Here is a 16,784-nt window from a genome sequence, read left to right as displayed (position 1 = left end):
CTTGCGGCTAGTCCGGACGCCGGCCCGCTGTGTGTACTGAAGCCCCGGACCTGGGAGGGAGCCCGGAATGGCTTTGATGTTCCTCAACGGCGGCGCGATGCGCGGCGGGCCGTTGCACCACCTGCTCGGCGGCGCGCCGCTGGTCTCCGAGACCAGCACCGCGCCGAAGTACCGCTTCTACTCCGTGGACGGCAGGTGCCCCGCACTGGCCCCCGTCGCGCACGGCGGCGCGGCCATCGCGGGCGAACTGTACGACGTCGACCTGGACGTGCTGCGTGACCGGCTGCTGCCGGCCGAGCCGCCCGAGCTGGAGCTGGGCGTGATCGAGCTGGCCGACGGCCGCTCGTCGTTCGCGATGCTGCTGCGCAGGCCGCTCACCTCGCACGTGCCGCTGATCGACATCACCGACCAAGGAAAGTGGGTTCCATGAGGTTCGACGTCAACTGCTCGATCCTCTTCACCGACCTGCCCGTGCTCGAACGGCCCGCCGCGGCGGCCGCCGCCGGGTTCGAAGGCGTGGAGTTCTGGTGGCCGTTCGAGCGCGCCGTACCGGACGACAAGGAGGTCGAGGCGTTCGTCGCCGCGATCGAGGACGCGGGCGTCCACCTGGTCGGGCTGAACTTCGTCGACGACATCCCCGAGGGAGGTCGCGGGCTGTTCTCGCGACCCGCAGACGGCGCGCGGCTGCGCGACAACCTCGACGTCGCGGTCGGTATCGCCGGGCGGCTCGGCTGCCGGGCGCTCAACGCCCTCTACGGCAACCGGGTGGACGGGCTCGACGCCCAGCAGGACGAGCTGGCGCTGGAGAACCTGCGGCTCGCGGCGCGCAAGGCCGCCGCGATCGACGCGGTGGTGCTGGTCGAGGCACTCAACAGCTACGAGTCGCCGTCCTACCCGCTCGTCTCCGTCAAGGCCGCGATCGACGTGATCGAGGCCGTGGGGGAGCCCAACGTGCGTTTCCTCGCCGATCTCTACCACCTGGGCCGGATGGGCGAGGACCTGGAGGCGGCGCTGCGCCACCCGCTCACCGGGCACGTCCAGATCGCCGACAACCCCGGCCGCGGCCGCCCCGGCACGGGCGAGCTGCCGCTCAGGCAACTGCTCGAGGGTTACGACGGCTGGGTGGGGCTCGAGTACAAGGACCCCGACCGAAGCTTCGACTGGATCGCGGAGTGGTCGCACCAGCGCAGTCACGTGCGGGCCACGACCATCAGACAGGAGTTCACCGCGTGAGGATTGGTTTCATCGGACTCGGCATCATGGGCAGGCCCATGGCCAGGCACCTGATCAAGGCCGGTCACGACGTCATCGGGTACGACTTGAAGGAGGTCGGCTTCGGCGGGACGTGGGCCGGCAGCGTGGCAGAGGCGGTCAAGGACGCCGAGGTCGTCATCACGATGCTGCCCGCGGACCCGCAGGTCGAGGCCGTGTTTCCCGAAATCTCGGCCAACGCCCCGGAGGGCGCGCTCTACATCGACTTCTCCACCATCACCCCCCAGACCTCGCAGAAGCTGGCGGCCAAGTGGCCCAGGACGCTCGACGCCCCGGTCTCCGGAGGCGAGAAGGGCGCCGTCGACGCGGTCCTGTCCATCATGGTCGGCGGCTCGCAGGAGGACTTCGAAGCGGCCAGGCCGATCTTCGAGGCGGTCGGCAGGACCTACGAGCGGGTCGGCGGCCCCGGCGCGGGCCAGTACGTCAAAGCGGCCAACCAGCTCGTCGTCGGCGGCACCTACGCCCTGATCGCCGAGGCCATCGTGCTGATGGAGGCCGCCGGGGTGGACGCCGCCAAGGGACTGGACGTGCTGGCGGGCGGCCTGGCGGGCAGCCGGATCCTGGAGCTCAAGCGCGAGTCCATGCTCGCCAGGAACTTCCAGCCCGGCTTCCGCATCGACCTGCACCACAAGGACATGGGCATCATCCTGGACGCCGCCCGCGGCGCGGAGGTGGCCATCCCCCTGGGCGCGCTGACCGCCCAGCTCATCGCCTCCGCCCGGGCCCTCGGCCACGGCTCACTCGACCACTCGGCCCTGCTCCTCGTGACCGAAAGGCTGTCGAAGCAATGAAGATGCCCGCGATGAACGCCGTCGTCCACGTGCTCAAGGACGAAGGCGTCGACGTCGCCTTCGGCTGCCCGGGAGCCGCCATCCTGCCCCTGTACAAGGCGATGGAAGAGCTGGGCGGCATCGAGCACCTGATCGTCCGGCACGAAGAGGGCGCCACCCACATGGCCGACGGCTGGGCCCGCACCAACGGCCGGGTCGGGGTCGCCATCGGCACCTCGGGACCCGCCGGCACCAACATGATCACCGGCCTGTACACCGCGCTGGCGGACTCGATCCCGATGATCTGCATCACCGGGCAGGCCGCCTCCACCAAGCTGCACCAGGAGGCGTTCCAGGCGGTCGACATCGTGGCGATCGCCGAGCCCGTCACCAAGTGGGCCGTGCAGATCAAGGAGGCGGGCCAGGCGCCGTGGATCTTCCGCGAGGCCTTCAGGGTCGCGCGATCGGGCCGCCCGGGGCCGGTCCTGATCGACATCCCGATCGACGTCGCCCAGCAGCTCATCGAGTACGACCCGGAGATCGACGCGCCCCTGCCCGTGCAGACCGTGGAGCCACACCTGCCCAGGGTGGAGCGGGCGCTGGACCTGCTGCTGGCCGCGGAGCGGCCGCTGCTGCTGTCGGGCGGCGGCGTCATCATCGCCGAGGCGCACGAGGAGCTCGCCGAGCTGGCCGAGCTGCTCCAGATCCCGGTCCAGGTGACGCTGATGGGCAAGGGCTCGTTCGACGAGGAGCACGCGCTCTTCGCGGGGATGACGGGCATCCAGACCTCGCAGCGGTACGGCAACGCCTCCTTCCTGGAGTCGGACCTGGTGCTCGCGCTCGGCGCCCGCTTCGGCGACCGGCACACCGGCAAGCTCGACGTCTACCGGGGCGAGCGCACGTTCATCCACGTCGACATCGAGCCCACCCAGCTGGGCAAGGTCTTCGAACCCGACCTGGGCATCGTCTCCGACACCAGGCTCTTCCTCCAGGCGCTGATCGCCGCGGCTCGCACCCGCGGCGCCGGCCGTACTCCTGGAGCGTGGGTCGAGCGCGTGCAGGAGCTCAAGCGGACGCTCGTCAGGCGTGAGGACTTCGACGACGTGCCCGTCAAGGCGCCGCGCGTCTACAAGGAGATCAACGAGTTCTTCGATGAGGAGACCTACTTCGTCACCGCCATCGGCCTCTACCAGATCTGGGGCGGCCAGCACCAGAAGGCCGGCAAGCCGCGCCGCTACCAGGTGTGCGGGCAGGCGGGGCCGCTCGGCTGGGAGATCCCCGCGGCGATCGGCGTGAAGAAGGCGGCCCCCGACGCGCAGGTCGTCGGCGTGGTCGGCGACTACGGCTTCCAGTACCTGGTCGAGGAGCTGGCCGTGGCCGCGCAGTACGACGTGCCGTTCGTGCTGATCATGCTGAACAACGAGTACCTCGGGCTGATCAGGCAGGCCTCGATCGGGTTCGACATGAACTACCAGGTCGACATCCACTACGACGAGTTCGGCACCGACAACGTCAAGATCATGGAGGCGTACGGCTGCGCGGGACGCCGGGTGTTCGACCCGAACGAGATCCGCCCGGCGCTGGAGTGGGCGACCAAGGAGGCGCAGGCCACCTGCCGCCCGGTGCTGGTCGAGATCATGATCGAGCGGGAGGCCAACACCCCGCACGGCCCCGCCATCGACGCGGTTCGCGAGTTCGAACCCGTGTGATGATGGGCACGCCTTCCTGCCCGCTCGCACCGGGCAGGAAGGCGCGTCAGCCTATTGTTCATCATCTGCAGGAGTTCGTCGTGGTTGAGCACGTGCTTGTCGCCCCGGACAAGTTCAAGGGGTCGCTGACGGCGGCCGAGGTGGCCGCCAGAGTGTCGGCGGGCCTGGGCGTCCCCACCGTCGAGCTTCCCGTGGCCGACGGCGGCGACGGCACCGTGGACGCGGTCGTGGCCTGCGGCTTCGACCGCGTCACGCTCGAGGTCGCCGGCCCCACCGGCGAGCCCGTCCAGGCCTCGTACGGCAGGCGTGACGACACCGCCGTGGTCGAGCTGTCAGAGGCGTCAGGCCTGCGGCGGCTTCCCGGCGGCCACGAGCCGCTGACCGCCACCAGTTACGGCACCGGCGAGCTCGTCAGGCACGCCGTCACCCACGGCGCCAAGCGGATCGTGCTCGGCCTGGGCGGCAGCGCGAGCACCGACGGGGGAGCGGGCATGGCCCAGGCGCTCGGCGCCCGCCTGCTCGACGCCTCCGGCCAGGAGCTCGGCCACGGCGGCGGCGAACTGTCCCGCCTGGAGCGCATCGACATCTCCGCGTTCATCGACCTTTCCGGTGTCGACGTGGTCGTGGCGAGCGACGTGGACAACCCGCTCCTCGGCCCGCACGGCGCCGCCGCCGTCTACGGCCCGCAGAAGGGCGCCACCGCCGACGACGTCAAGCTCCTGGAGTCCGCGCTGTCGCGCCTGGCCGCCGTCGCCACCCGCACCCACGGGCTGGTCGGCGCCGTCGAGCACGACGACGTCGTCCGCCCGATGGGCGTGGCGGGCGCGCCCGGCGCCGGCGCGGCAGGGGGAGTGGGCTTCGCCGCGCTGGCCTTCCTGCGCGCCGAGATCCGCCCCGGCATCGAGTACCTGCTCGACCTGCTCGGCTTCGGCGAGCACGTCAAGGGCGCCCGGCTGGTGATCACCGGCGAGGGTTCGCTGGACGAGCAGTCGCTGCGCGGCAAGGCCCCCGTCGGCGTGGCCCAGGCCGCCGCCGCGCACGGCGTGCCCGTCGTGGCCGTCTGCGGGCGCCGCACCCTGTCCGACGACGACCTGCGCGCCGCCGGGATCGAGGCGGCCTACGCCCTCACCGACCTCGAACCCGACCCCGAGCGTTGCATGGCCGAGGCGGGCCCGCTCCTGGAACGCCTGGCCGCGCGTATCGCCGCCGACCGCCTGTGAGGAGTCCGATGTACGACCTGGTCATCCGCTCACGCCGGACCGTCACCCCGGAAGGGGAGCGCGCCGCGGCGGTAGCCGTACGGGATGGGAAGATCGCGGCCGTCCTCGGCCACGACACTCCCGCGGACGTGGACCTGGGAGAGGTCGCGCTGCTGCCGGGGCTGGTCGACACGCACGTGCACGTCAACGAGCCCGGACGCACCCACTGGGAGGGCTTCGCCAGCGCCACCCGGGCGGCCGCGGCGGGCGGCGTCACCACGATCGTGGACATGCCGCTCAACTCGCTCCCGCCCACCGTCGACGTGGCCGCCCTGGAGGCCAAGGTGCGCGCCGCCGAGGGCCAGTGCCACGTGGACGTCGGCTTCTGGGGCGGCGCGATCCCCGGCAACCTCAAGGACCTGCGCCCCCTGCACGACCGCGGCGTCTACGGCTTCAAGTGCTTCCTGTCGCCCTCAGGCGTGGAGGAGTTCCCCCAGCTCTCCCACGACGAGGTACGGCAGGCGCTGACGGAGATCGCGGGATTCGGCGGGCTCATGGTCGTCCACGCCGAGGATCCCGACCTGCTGGCCGAACCCGCCGGCCCCTCCTACGCCGCCTTCCTCGACTCCCGCCCCGGCGCGTCGGAACGTTCCGCCGTCGAGCGCGTCGTCGCCCTGGCCAGGCAGACCGGCGCCCGCGTGCACATCCTGCACGTCTCCAGCGCCGACTGCCTCGACGTGCTGGAAGCCGCCCAGGCCGACGGCGTGCGCATCACCGCGGAGACGTGCCCGCACTACCTGACGCTGGCCGCCGAGCAGGTGCCCGAGGGCAGGACCGCCTACAAGTGCTGCCCGCCGATCCGGTCCGCGGCCAACCGCGACCTGCTCTGGGACGGCCTGGCCAGGGGGGTGCTGAGCTGCGTGGTCTCCGACCACTCGCCCTCGACGGCCGACCTGAAGGTGCCCGACTTCGCCGCGGCCTGGGGCGGGATCGCCTCCCTGCAGCTCGGCCTGCCCGCGGTCTGGACCGAGGCGTCCCGCCGCGGTCACGCCCTGTCCGACGTGGCCCGCTGGATGTCCGCCAACCCGGCGGCGCTGGCCGGGATCCCCGGCAAGGGCGGCATCGCCGCCGGCAACGACGCCGACCTGGTCGCCTTCGACCCCGACGGGCGGACCCCGGTCGACGCGCGGCGCCTCGAGCACAAGAACCCCGTCACGCCCTATGACGGCCTCACCCTCACGGGCGCCGTCCGCACCACCTGGCTCCGCGGCCGGGTCGTCGCCGCCGCTACCGGCGGTGCGGCGGTCCCGAGCGGCGCGCCGTACGGAAATCTCATGTTTGGAGAGCACTGAATGCCCAGCTTCACCGCCCTGCCCGACCTGGCTCTGCGCTCCTACGGCGGAGCGGTTCTGGCCGCGAGCGACGAGTCGTTCGCGGAGAAGGAGGCGCTCGTCAGACCGGGGCGGCCCCAGTTCCAGGCGGAGACGTTCGGCAACAAGGGACAGGTCTACGACGGCTGGGAGACCCGCAGGCGGCGCGGCGAGCCCGGCCACGACTGGGCGATCGTCCGGCTCGGCCTGCCCGGCGTGATCCGCGGCGTGGTGATCGACACCGCCTGGTTCAAGGGCAACTACCCGCCCCACGCCTCCGTCGAGGCGACCGAGCTGCCCGGGCACCCGTCCGTCGAGGAGCTGCGGGCCGCCGACTGGGTGGAGATCGTGCCGCGCAGCGAGCTGAAGGGCGACGCCGAGCACGGCTTCGAGGTGTCGGACGAGCGCAGGTACACCCACGTCAGGCTGAACATGTTCCCCGACGGGGGGATCGCCAGGCTGCGCGTGCACGGCGAGGTCCGCGCTGACCTGTCCGTCTATGAGGGGCTCGGGCTCGACCTGGCCGCGCTGGCCAACGGCGCGCTGGTGACGGCCTGCTCCAACGAGTTCTACTCCGCCCCGAACAACGCCATCGCGCCCGGCCTGGCCCGCCATCAGGCGGAGGGCTGGGAGACCGCGCGGCGGCGCCAGGAGGGCAACGAGTGGCTGGTCGTCCGGCTGGCCGCCAGGGGCGTGGTCAGGCTGGCCGAGATCGACACCACGAACCTGCTGTTCAACGCGCCGGGCGAGGTCAAGCTGACCGGGCTCGACGGCGACAGGGAGTTCGAGCTGCTGCCCAGGACCCGGCTGCAGCCCGACACCCCGCACCGCTTCCGCCTGGAGTCGCGGGAGCCGGTGACGAGCGTGCGCGTGGACATCTACCCCGACGGCGGCCTGGCCAGGATCCGCCTGCTCGGCACGCTCACGGAAGGATGACGGGCGCCGGCCTCGGCACGAACGGCAGCCGGGTGACCGCCAGGCGCGGCTCGCCCGGCCGCCACAGCGCCAGCATGCCCGCGTAGTCGCCGTCGTCCGGACGCACCGCGGCCGTCGCGGGGAAGGCGCCGGCCAGCGCGAGCCGCCCATCGGGCAGCCACGACACCGTCAGCGCCTTCAGCGCGGCGGGCACCGGCATCCCCGGCAGCCTGCTCCACCGGCCCGAGGAGATCTCGAGCACCCACACGTCCAGGTACTGCCGCGGCCCCGGCCAGGCCGGGTCGCCGAAGGGCACCGCGATCCACCGCCCGTCGGGGCTGGGCAGGCCATGGGACGCGGACCCCTCGGTGCGCGGGGAGTCGAGCGCGCGCTTGCGCCCGCTCGGCACGTCTACCAGGGTCAAGCGCCCGCCGTCGGAGACCAGCGCCTGCCCGCGGGCCACGGCGAGGATCTGCTGCGCCCGCAGCAGGACCCTGCCGGTCGCGGGGTCCGCCAGCCGCATGTCGCCGCTCTCGGGCCGGATCAGCAGCCCCAGCTGCGTGTCGGCGTCGACGCCGCCCGCGCAGGCCGCCGTCCTGGACCCGCCGCCGAAGCGCAGCTCCCTGCAGCGCTTGCCGGACTGCACCCAGACGCCGCCACCGTCGGCGCTCGCCAGCGCGAAGTCGGCCGCCGTCAGGAACCGGGCGCGACTGGCGCCCGGCGCGAGCGCGTAGAGCCCGCGCGTCCCCACCCCGATGACGGCCCGCGCACCGGCGCCGAACCCCCAGGAATCCCCGCTGGGCAGCCCCGATACCGGGGTGCTGGCGCGGCTGTCGACGTCGTACACGAATGGTTCGCCACCCGTCGCGAGCAGCCGCACCCCCGTCGGCCCCGGCGGAGCCACCCCCGTCAGCGGCGCCAGCGGCGCGGATCTCGCGGGCGTGGGCGGCGGTGGCGCGGGCGCCCGCGTGGGCGAACACGACAGGACGAGCAGGGCCAGCAGCAGGCCGAATCGACGGATCACACGTCTCATACCGTCGCGGGCGCCGCCAGGTTCCCTACTCCCAGAGGTAGACCGTCGAGCCCGCGGGCCGCTCGCTGTTGGGCAGCGGCCGCTGGAACAGCACCACCCCGCCGTGCTGCAGCTTGCGCACCTTCACATGGAAGCCCTGCTGCCCCAGCTCGGCCCTGGCGTCGTTGACGTTCTTGCCCACCACGGTCGGCACGAGCCTGTTGTCGGACTGGTCGGTGGCCTCGTCGTTCTCGCCGTGCTGGAACCACTGCCAGAAGTCCTGGCAGCGCGACACCGTGATCGTGGCCTGCGCGCCCTTGTCCACCTCGGCCTTGGCCTTGGGCAGCTGCGCGATGACCGTGCACGGCTCGGCGTCGTCGTCGACCTCGTTGACCTGCACCTGGAAGCCCTGCTGCCCGAGGAAGTTGGCGGCCTCGTCCTTGGGCATCCCGTTCACGTCGGGCATCACCAGCCCGGCGCTGATCGTGATGTCGACCTTCGTGCCCGCCTTGACCTTCTCCCCGGCGTCGGGCTGGGAGTTGACCACCGTGTTCCGCGCCACCTGCAGGTTCTGCGTCCGGCGGATCTGCCCGACCTCCAGCCCCGCCTTCGCGATCGCGGTGCGGGCGTCGGCCTCGCCCATGCCCTCGGTCTTGGGCACCAGCACCAGCTTGGGACCGAGCGACGGCACCAGCGTGATGACCGCGCCGCTCTCCACATCGGTCTTGGCGACCGGGTCGGTGCTGAGCACCTGACCCTCACCGATCTTGTCGTTGTACTGGCCGGCGGCCACCTTCACCCGGAAGCCGAGCTGGGCGGCGCTCGTCTCGGCCAGCGCCACGTTCTTGCCGACCAGGTCGGGCACCGGCACGTACTTGGGCTGGGCGAAGAACCAGCCCGTCAGCGCGATCGCCACCACCATCACCGCGGCGAGCACCATCAGGAACCAGTTCGGCTTGAACGGCTTGCGCCCCGTCGCCGGCGGCATGGGTGGCCCGGGCGGCGCGGTGTGCACCTCGGTGCGCTGGAGGACCTGGGTCGGGTTGGGCGCGGAGTAGCGCGGCGCCTGGTTCGGCTGGGAGTGCGCGCCCGTCACGCGCGGCAGCATGCGGTGCGCGTCCACCGCCTGCACCAGCATCGCCGTGGCGTCGGCAGGACGGTCGCGCGGCTCGCGGGCCGTCGCGTGCGCCACCAGCGTGTCGATCAGCGGCGGCACGCCGGGCACCAGCGACGACGGCGGCGGTACGGTGTCGTGGACGTGCCGGTAGGCCACCGACATCGGCGTCTCGCCGTCGTAGGGCTGCTGGCCCGTCACCAGCTCGAACAGCATGATGCCCGCGGCGTAGACGTCGCTGCGCACGTCGGCGGCGCCCGTCGTGACCTGCTCGGGCGCCATGTAGGCGATCGTGCCGATCATCACGCCCGTGCGCGTCTGGTTGGTCGCCTCGATCGCCCTGGCCAGCCCGAAGTCCACCACCTTGACCCGGCCGTCGTCGGTCAGCAGCACGTTCTCCGGCTTGACGTCGCGGTGCACCATGCCGGCCTGGTGGGCGGCGCCGAGCGCGGCCAGCACCGGGATCATCACCTCGAGCGCCTCGCGGGCGGGCAGCCTGCCCCGCTCGCGCAGCACGTCGCGCAGGGTCTTGCCCGGCACGTACTCCATCGACAGGTAGACGACGTCGGTGTCGGTGCCCTGGTCGAAGACGTGCACCACGTTCGGGTGCGACAGGCTCGCCACCGACTTGGCCTCGCCGATGAAGCGCCGCACGAACGACGGGTCCTCGGCGAGCGAGCGGTGCATCACCTTCAGCGCGACGGTGCGGTCGAGCCGGACGTCGAGCGCGAGGTAGACCGTCGCCATGCCGCCCCTGGCGATCCTGGACTCGATGCGATAGCGCCCATCGAGAAGCCGCCCGACGAGGGGGTCCGCAGTCGTCGTGTCCACGGGCCCGAGTTTACGGCCCTTTTGCTACCCGGCGGGTGCTCGTGTACTTATCCGTTACCCCTGGCAGCGGGGATTGGTCGATATGTTACGACGCGCCGCCCTCGGTGACGCCTGCTCGCCGTCACGACTCCGTCCTGGGCCGCCTAAGGGGTCATCGGGGAGGACGCCTCCGCGTAGCGGCGGCGCGGGATCCTGCCCGCCTGGTAGGCCTGCCTGCCCGCCAGGACCGCCAGCTTCATCGCCGAGGCCATCAGGTCGGGCCGCTGCGCCCGGGTGACGGCCGTGGCCAGCAGCACCGCGTCGCAGCCGAGCTCCATCGCCAGGGCGGCGTCGCTGGCCGTGCCGATGCCCGCGTCCAGGATCACCGGGACGCCCGCGGCCTCCACGATCAGCTCGATGTTGTGCGGGTTGCGGATGCCGAGCCCGGAGCCGATCGGCGCGCCCAGCGGCATCACCGCCGCGCATCCGGCCTGCTCCAGCCGCCGCGCCAGCGCCGGGTCGTCACCGATGTACGGCAGCACCACGAACCCGTCGGCCACCAGCCGCTCGGCCGCGTCGAACGTCTCGATCGGGTCGGGCAGCAGCGTCCGCTCGTCGGCGATGACCTCGAGCTTGACCCAGTCGGTGCCCAGCGCCTCCCTGGCCAGCCTGGCCGTGAGCACCGCGTCGCCGGCGGTGAAGCAGCCGGCCGTGTTCGGCAGCACCTTGATGCCGCGCTCGCGCAGCACGTCGAGCACCGAGCCGCGGGCGGCGGGGTCGAGCCGCCGCATCGCCACCGTCGTCAGCTCCGTGCCGGAGGCGGCCAGCGCCTGGTCGAGCACCTCGAGCGACGGGGCGCCGCCGGTGCCCATGATGAGCCGGGAGGAGAACTTCTCCCCGCCGATGATCAGGTCATCCACCTTGCACCGCCGTCAAAACCTCGATCCTGTCCTGGTCGGCCAGCGCCGTGGTCTCCCACGAGCTGCGCGTGACCACCTCGTCGTTCACCGCGACGGCCACGCCCGTGGTGGCCGGCGTCAGATTCCGCACGGCCTGCGCGACCGTGGTCCCCTCGGCCACCTCGTGGGCGGCCCCGTTGATCGTCACCTTCATGCGAACCTCCCTGGCGCGCACAGGGCCGCCAGCTCGCTCTCCTCGCCCTGCAGGATGGCCGCGGTCAGCGGGGCGAGCAGCACCCCGCCCCTGTGGTGCCCGGTGGCCAGCTCGAGCCCCCCGACGCCGCTCGGGCCGATGATCGGCAGGTTGTCCGGCGTGCCCGGCCGCAGCCCCGCCACCACCTCGCCCAGCTCAAGCTCGGTGATGCCGGGCACCAGCTCGCGGGCGTCCCTGAGCAGCTCGTACAGCCCGCCCGCGGTCACCCGCCGGTCGAAGCCCAGCTCCTCCTGCGTGGCGCCCACGACCAGCTCACCGTCGCCGCGCGGCACCAGGTAGACCGGCGAGCCGTGCACGCTGCCGCGGACCGTCCTGGCCAGCAGCGGCTCGCGCGAGCGCAGCCGCATGATCTGCCCCTTGACCGGCCGCACCGGCAGGTCGAACAGTTCGCCGCTCCACGCTCCCGCCGCCAGGACCACGTGCTCGGCCGCCAGCTCGTACGGCTCCCGCGGCTCGGGTCCCGCCGGGGCCAGCCGTACGCCGTGGACGGATCCCGCGTCGCGGAGGAGCTCGGTGGCGCGCGCCCGGATCAGCGGCACCTGGCGGCGCTCCAGCGCCGCCAGCAGCGCCCCGGTGACGCGGCGCGGGTCGACCCAGGCGTCGCCCGGCGCGAGCAGCCCGCCGCGGACCGAGGGCGCCAGCATCGGCTCAAGGCGGCGGCACTCGCGGCCGGTCAGCCGCTCGACGGGCAGGCCGAGCTTGTCCATGAAGGCGGCCAGTTCGTCCAGCGCCGCCAGGTCGTCGGAGCCGAAGGCCACGTCGAGAGTGCCCTCGGCCCGGTAGTCCAGGTCCGCGCCGCTCTCCTCGGCCAGCTCGGCCGCGAATTCCCGCCAGCGGCGCAGCGAGGCCGTCCCGAGCCGCAGCAGCGGCTCCTCGGTGTAGGTGACCTCGCTGACGGGCGCCAGCATGCCCGCCGCGGCGTGCGAGGCGCCCGAGGCCGGTGCGGGATCCACGACGGTGACGGGCTTTCCCCGGCGGCTCAGGCGCCAGGCGATCGTCAGACCGACGATCCCGCCACCCACGATCACATGCACATCCGCTCCCTTCGCCGGCATGATCCGGATCAGGTGTCTTGCGGTCGAAGGCCCGATCGGCAGCCTTCCTCTCAGCCCGGTCACGGCCGGACTCCCGCGCGTCTTACGACCCCAGCCTACGGCCTCCCCGCAGACACCTCGCACCGGCCCGGCTAAGGTCAACACCGTGAATCGCGTCGTGGTGGTGGGAGCCGGGCTGGCAGGCATGCGGAGCGTCGAGGCGCTGCGCGCACGGGGGTACGACGGTGCGCTCACCCTGCTGGGTGAGGAACGGCACCGTCCCTACGATCGGCCACCGCTGTCCAAGGCGGTCCTGTTCGGCGACGCCGACTCCAGCTTCGTCGACTCCGACCTGGACGCGATGAACGTCGACTTCAGGCCCGGCGTCTCGGCGAAGGCGCTCAGAGCGGGCACGGTCGAGACCACCGAGGGCGACCTCGACTACGACGGCCTGGTGATCGCCACCGGAGCCGAGCCGATCACGCTGCGCGGCGACGGACCCCAGCACGTCCTGCGGAGTCTCGACGACGCCCTGGAGCTGCGGGCGCGCCTCGTGGCGGGCGCCAGGGTGGCGATCATCGGGGCCGGCTGGATCGGCGCCGAGGTGGCCACCGCCGCGCGCCGCGCCGGATGCCACGTCACCGTCATCGAGGCGGGCCCCACCCCGCTCGCCCAGGCCGTCGGCACCGAGATCGGCGCCCGCACCCAGCCCTGGTACGAGGGCATCGACCTGCGGCTCGACACGATGGTCGGCGCCGTCGAGGAGGGCGGGGTCCGCCTGGTCGGCGACGAGTTCGTCGAGGCGCACGTGGTCGTCACCGGCATCGGCGTCCGCCCCACCGTGGAATGGCTGTCCGACGCCGACATCGACCTGCACAACGGCGTCGTCGTCGACGAGCACCTGCGCACCTCCATGCCCGGCGTCGTCGCCGTCGGCGACTGCGCCAACTGGTGGTCGCGCCGCTTTCAGACCAGGCTGCGCGTCGAGCACTGGGACGTGGCGCTCAACGCCCCCGAGGTCGCCGCCGCCACCCTGCTCGGCGAGGACGCGGTCTACGACCCGGTTCCTTACTTCTGGTCCGAGCAGTTCGGCCACATGGTCCAGTACGCGGGACACCACCCCGCCGCGGCCCGCCTGCTGTACCGGGGCGAACCCCAGGGCAAGTGGTCGGCCGTCTGGCTCGGCGAGGACGACACCCTCGTCGCGGTCCTGGCCGTCGACCGTCCGCGAGACCTCGTCCAGGGTCGTAGAATCATCGACTCGGGCGCCCGGATGGATGTGGAACGCCTGGTAGATCCCGAGGTAGCTCTACGGGATTGTGTTGTTTAGGCAAGGACGACGTGTGGTAGTTGTGATTTCGTGACGCTTTCTGTTGCACAGATCGACCGGGAGACGGACCAGCTCGTCCACGACTGGCTGACGCTCCCCGAAGTGGCCAAGCGCCTCGACCTCTCACTGGGGCGGGCCAAGCAACTCCTCAAGGACCACAAGCTGCTCGGCGTACGGCGGGGCGGCGGCGGGCCCCAGGTGCCCGCCATCTTCCTCGACGGAAAGGATGTGATGAAGGGCCTGCCGGGCACGTTGACCGTGCTGCTGGACGCCGGCTACGACGACGCCGAAGCGCTGCGCTGGCTCTTCACTCCTGATGAATCACTGCCGGGGTCGCCTGTCGAAGCGATCAGGGCGGGTCGTCATACCGAGGTCAAGCGGCGTGCCCAGGCCCTTGGTTTCTGACGCTCGGCTCTACCTCTGCACCGACGGCCGCCGGGAACGCGGTGACCTGCCCGCGTTCCTGGACGCCGTGCTGTCCTCGGGCGTGGACATCGTCCAGCTGCGGGAGAAGGGTCTCGAGGCGCGCGAGGAGCTCGCGCTGCTCGAGGTCTTCCGTGACGCCTGCGACCGGCACGGCAAGCTGCTGGCGGTCAACGACAGAGCCGACATCGCCTACGCGGCCCGTCCAGACGTGCTCCATCTGGGGCAGGACGACCTTCCCGTGACCGTCGCGCGAGAGATACTCGGCGACAGCGTGGTCATCGGAAGGTCCACCCACTCCATCGCGGAGGCGTCCGCCGCCGCGGTGGAGGAGGGCGTCGACTACTTCTGCTGCGGCCCGATCTGGCCCACGCCCACCAAGCCCGGCCGCCACGCGCCCGGCCCGTCGCTGCTCAGGCACGCGGCCTCGCTGGACACCGACCGGCCGTGGTTCGGCATCGGCGGCATCGACCTGGACAACCTCGACGAGGTCATGTCCTACGGGGTCAGCCGGGTCGTGGTGGTGCGGGCCATCACCGAGGCGGAGGACCCGGGCGCGGCCGCGGCCGAGTTCGCCAAGCGGCTCAGGTCTTCCTAGCCGTCGCGGCCACCGCCAGGTCGGCCAGGGCCGACCTGGACTCCGGCGTGATCGGCGCGTCGTCGAGCGAGGCCAGCGCCTCGCCCAGATAGTCGCCGATCAGGTCCTCGCACTCCTGCAGGGCGCCGGTGTCGTCGATGATGCCGCGCAGCGTGGCCACGCCCTGCTCGTCCAGGTGCGGATCGCCGAGCAGGCGGCGCACGATCCGGGCGTCGTCGTCGGAGGCGGCCGCCAGCGTGCGGGCGATCAGCATGGTGCGCTTGCCCTCGCGCAGGTCGTCGCCCGCGGGCTTGCCGGTTTGGGCGGGATCTCCGAACACGCCCAGGATGTCGTCCCTGAGCTGGAAGGCGATCCCGACCCGCCGGCCGTAGGCGACGCAGAGGTCGTCGATCCACTGCTCGGCGGCGCCGGCCGCGAGCACCAGGCCCAGCCTGAGCGGCTGCTCGACCGAGTACTTGCCGCTCTTGAACAGCGCCACGCGCAGCGCCGACTCGAAGGTGTTCTCGCCGTGCGCCTGCTCGAGCAGGTCCAGGTACTGGCCGCACATCAGCTCGGTGCGCATGTGGTCGTGCACCGGCTGCGCCGCCTGCAGCGCCTCGTACGGCAGGCCGCTGGTGCGCCACATCTCGCCCGACCAGATGAGCAGCAGGTTGCCGAGCAGGATCGCCGCGCCCTCGCCGAACTGCTCGGCCGAGCCGTACCAGCCGCCCTTCTCGTGCAGCGTCTGGAAACGGCGGTGCGCCGACGGCATGCCGCGGCGCAGGTCGCTCTTGTCCATGACGTCGTCGTGCACGAGCGCGCTGGCCTGCAGCAGCTCGAGCGACGCGGCAGCGGTGAAGATCTCCGGCATGTCCGCGCCGCCCGCGCCGCGCCAGCCCCAGTAACAGAAGGCGGGGCGCAGCCGCTTACCGCCTGACAGCAGCTCGTTCGCGGCGCTGAGCAGCGGTTCGAGGTCAGGATCGCCGAGGGCGGGCACCTGCCGCTCCACGAACTCCCTGAGGGAACGATCCACCTGCGTGCGCAGGGCGTCCATGCTCGTCATGCTTTGAGACTAGTGGCCGAGCGGAGACGCTTCGATCTCCCTGCCCTTGAGGCGGGCCTCGGGGCGGTAACCTTGTGACCATGGCGCTTGGTCGACCTTCCACCCTGCCGGACCGTGTTCCCACCGTTCGAGAGCTGCTGGCCTCCGGCCAGCGGTCCTTCTCCTTCGAGTTCTTCCCCCCGAAGACCGACGAGGGCGAGCGGCAGTTGTGGCGGGCGATCCGCGAGTTGGAGTCGCTGCGGCCGACGTTCGTGTCCGTGACGTACGGCGCGGGCGGCACCACCCGCGACCGCACGGTCGACATCGTCGAGCGGGTGGCCCACGAGACCACGCTCACGCCTGTGGCGCACTTCACCGCGGTCAACCATTCCATCCGCGAGCTGCGCCACCTGGTCGGGCGCTTCGCCGACGCCGGGGTGCGCAACATCCTGGCGGTGCGCGGCGACCCGCCCGGCGACCCGGCGGCGGAGTGGGTGAAGCATCCCGACGGCGTGCTCTACGCCGAGGAGCTCGTCCGCCTGATCCGCCAGGCGGGCGACTTCTGTGTGGGGGTGGCGGCCTTCCCCTACAAGCACCCGCGCTCACCCTCCATCGAGTCCGACACTTCCTACTTCGTCCAGAAATGTCGGGCGGGGGCGGACTACGCGATCACGCAGATGTTCTTCCGCGCTGAGGACTACCTGCGCCTGCGCGACCGCGTCGCGGCGGAGGGCTGCGACACGCCGATCATCCCGTGCATCATGCCGGTCACCCAGATCAGCACCATCGCCCGCTCGGAGCAGCTCTCCGGCGCTCCCTTCCCTGCGGACGTCGCGGCCCGCTTCGAAGCCGTCGCCGACGACCCCGCCGCGGTCCGCCAACTCGGCATCGACCACGGCGCCGAACTCTGCCAGCGCCTCCTCGACGAGGGCGCGCCCGGCATCCACTTCATCACCTTCAACCGCTCAAGCGCCTCCCGCGAGGTCTTCCAACGCCTCCACCCAGCCCCGGCCCTCACCGCCTAGGCCCCTCCA

At 72.1% G+C, this 16,784-nt stretch carries 17 protein-coding genes and 1 riboswitch; of the genes, 11 read left to right on the top strand and 6 right to left on the bottom strand.

Going from position 1 to position 16,784, the window contains the following annotated elements:
- The first annotated feature begins 67 nt into the window (after nt 1-67).
- The 7 genes from KIK09_RS49420 (at nt 68) to alc (ending at nt 7,256) form a co-directional block, all read left to right on the top strand.
- Entirely contained in the window at nt 68-430 is a 363-nt protein-coding gene (locus KIK09_RS49420) for an allophanate hydrolase-related protein (protein WP_214326539.1), read from the top strand.
- Nucleotides 427-1,233 (top strand): hydroxypyruvate isomerase family protein, encoded by an 807-nt coding sequence (locus KIK09_RS49415; protein ID WP_214326538.1) that lies wholly within the window; start codon nt 427-429, stop codon nt 1,231-1,233. The genes KIK09_RS49420 and KIK09_RS49415 overlap by 4 nt, the downstream gene beginning before the upstream one ends.
- Nucleotides 1,230-2,063 carry an NAD(P)-dependent oxidoreductase gene (locus KIK09_RS49410; protein ID WP_214326537.1) on the top strand — a complete coding sequence of 278 codons (834 nt, stop codon included), beginning with the start codon at nt 1,230-1,232 and terminating at the stop codon, nt 2,061-2,063. The genes KIK09_RS49415 and KIK09_RS49410 overlap by 4 nt, the downstream gene beginning before the upstream one ends.
- A gap of 2 nt (nt 2,064-2,065) precedes the next feature.
- Nucleotides 2,066-3,751 (top strand): glyoxylate carboligase, encoded by a 1,686-nt coding sequence (gene gcl / locus KIK09_RS49405; protein ID WP_214326683.1) that lies wholly within the window; start codon nt 2,066-2,068, stop codon nt 3,749-3,751.
- A gap of 80 nt (nt 3,752-3,831) precedes the next feature.
- A complete protein-coding gene (locus KIK09_RS49400) occupies nt 3,832-4,971 on the top strand; it encodes a glycerate kinase (RefSeq protein ID WP_308164765.1) in 1,140 nt (379 codons plus the stop codon).
- Nucleotides 4,972-4,979: 8 nt separating this feature from the next.
- Complete coding sequence (gene allB / locus KIK09_RS49395; RefSeq protein ID WP_214326536.1) at nt 4,980-6,302, top strand: allantoinase AllB; 1,323 nt, start codon at nt 4,980-4,982, stop codon at nt 6,300-6,302.
- A complete protein-coding gene (gene alc / locus KIK09_RS49390) occupies nt 6,303-7,256 on the top strand; it encodes an allantoicase (RefSeq protein ID WP_214326535.1) in 954 nt (317 codons plus the stop codon).
- Here alc and KIK09_RS49385 read toward each other — a convergent pair.
- The 5 genes from KIK09_RS49385 to thiO all read right to left on the bottom strand — a co-directional run bounded on the left by KIK09_RS49385 (nt 7,243) and on the right by thiO (nt 12,378).
- Nucleotides 7,243-8,259, bottom strand: a complete 1,017-nt coding sequence (locus KIK09_RS49385) for a hypothetical protein (protein WP_214326534.1) — start codon at nt 8,257-8,259, stop codon at nt 7,243-7,245. The two genes, alc and KIK09_RS49385, sit on opposite strands and share 14 nt — an antisense overlap.
- 34 nt (nt 8,260-8,293) lie before the next feature.
- A complete protein-coding gene (pknB, locus tag KIK09_RS49380; protein WP_214326533.1) occupies nt 8,294-10,192 on the bottom strand; it encodes a Stk1 family PASTA domain-containing Ser/Thr kinase in 1,899 nt (632 codons plus the stop codon).
- Between the two features lie 143 nt (nt 10,193-10,335).
- Nucleotides 10,336-11,091 (bottom strand): thiazole synthase, encoded by a 756-nt coding sequence (locus KIK09_RS49375; protein WP_214326532.1) that lies wholly within the window; start codon nt 11,089-11,091, stop codon nt 10,336-10,338.
- On the bottom strand, nt 11,084-11,284 hold the full coding sequence (gene thiS / locus KIK09_RS49370; RefSeq protein WP_214326531.1) for a sulfur carrier protein ThiS: 201 nt from the start codon (nt 11,282-11,284) through the stop codon (nt 11,084-11,086). Before thiS ends, KIK09_RS49375 begins: the two co-directional genes overlap by 8 nt.
- The gene (thiO, locus tag KIK09_RS49365; protein WP_308164764.1) at nt 11,281-12,378 is read right to left on the bottom strand and encodes a glycine oxidase ThiO; all 1,098 of its coding nucleotides are present in this window, start codon (nt 12,376-12,378) and stop codon (nt 11,281-11,283) included. Before thiO ends, thiS begins: the two co-directional genes overlap by 4 nt.
- Nucleotides 12,368-12,486, bottom strand: a riboswitch (TPP riboswitch). It overlaps the preceding gene by 11 nt.
- 58 nt (nt 12,487-12,544) lie before the next feature.
- Here thiO and KIK09_RS49360 point away from each other — a divergent pair.
- Genes KIK09_RS49360 through thiE form a run of 3 tightly spaced genes read left to right on the top strand, consistent with a single transcriptional unit; the run spans nt 12,545 to nt 14,729 of the window.
- The gene (locus KIK09_RS49360; protein WP_214326529.1) at nt 12,545-13,708 is read left to right on the top strand and encodes an NAD(P)/FAD-dependent oxidoreductase; all 1,164 of its coding nucleotides are present in this window, start codon (nt 12,545-12,547) and stop codon (nt 13,706-13,708) included.
- Between the two features lie 30 nt (nt 13,709-13,738).
- The gene (locus KIK09_RS49355; RefSeq protein ID WP_214326528.1) at nt 13,739-14,113 is read left to right on the top strand and encodes an Rv2175c family DNA-binding protein; all 375 of its coding nucleotides are present in this window, start codon (nt 13,739-13,741) and stop codon (nt 14,111-14,113) included.
- The gene (gene thiE, locus KIK09_RS49350; RefSeq protein WP_308164763.1) at nt 14,091-14,729 is read left to right on the top strand and encodes a thiamine phosphate synthase; all 639 of its coding nucleotides are present in this window, start codon (nt 14,091-14,093) and stop codon (nt 14,727-14,729) included. Before KIK09_RS49355 ends, thiE begins: the two co-directional genes overlap by 23 nt.
- Here the strand turns inward: thiE and KIK09_RS49345 are convergent.
- A complete protein-coding gene (locus tag KIK09_RS49345) occupies nt 14,716-15,762 on the bottom strand; it encodes a polyprenyl synthetase family protein (protein WP_214326681.1) in 1,047 nt (348 codons plus the stop codon). The two genes, thiE and KIK09_RS49345, sit on opposite strands and share 14 nt — an antisense overlap.
- 89 nt (nt 15,763-15,851) lie before the next feature.
- Here KIK09_RS49345 and metF point away from each other — a divergent pair, with 89 nt between their 5' ends.
- On the top strand, nt 15,852-16,775 hold the full coding sequence (gene metF / locus KIK09_RS49340; RefSeq protein WP_214326526.1) for a methylenetetrahydrofolate reductase [NAD(P)H]: 924 nt from the start codon (nt 15,852-15,854) through the stop codon (nt 16,773-16,775).
- Nucleotides 16,776-16,784: the final 9 nt, after the last annotated feature.

The sequence above is a fragment of the Nonomuraea sediminis genome, from assembly GCF_018531495.1.
GTDB classification, from domain to species: domain Bacteria; phylum Actinomycetota; class Actinomycetes; order Streptosporangiales; family Streptosporangiaceae; genus Nonomuraea; species Nonomuraea sediminis.
The sequence above is the reverse complement of the archived record's forward strand: the minus strand, read 5'-3'. Positions and strand labels throughout refer to the sequence as shown.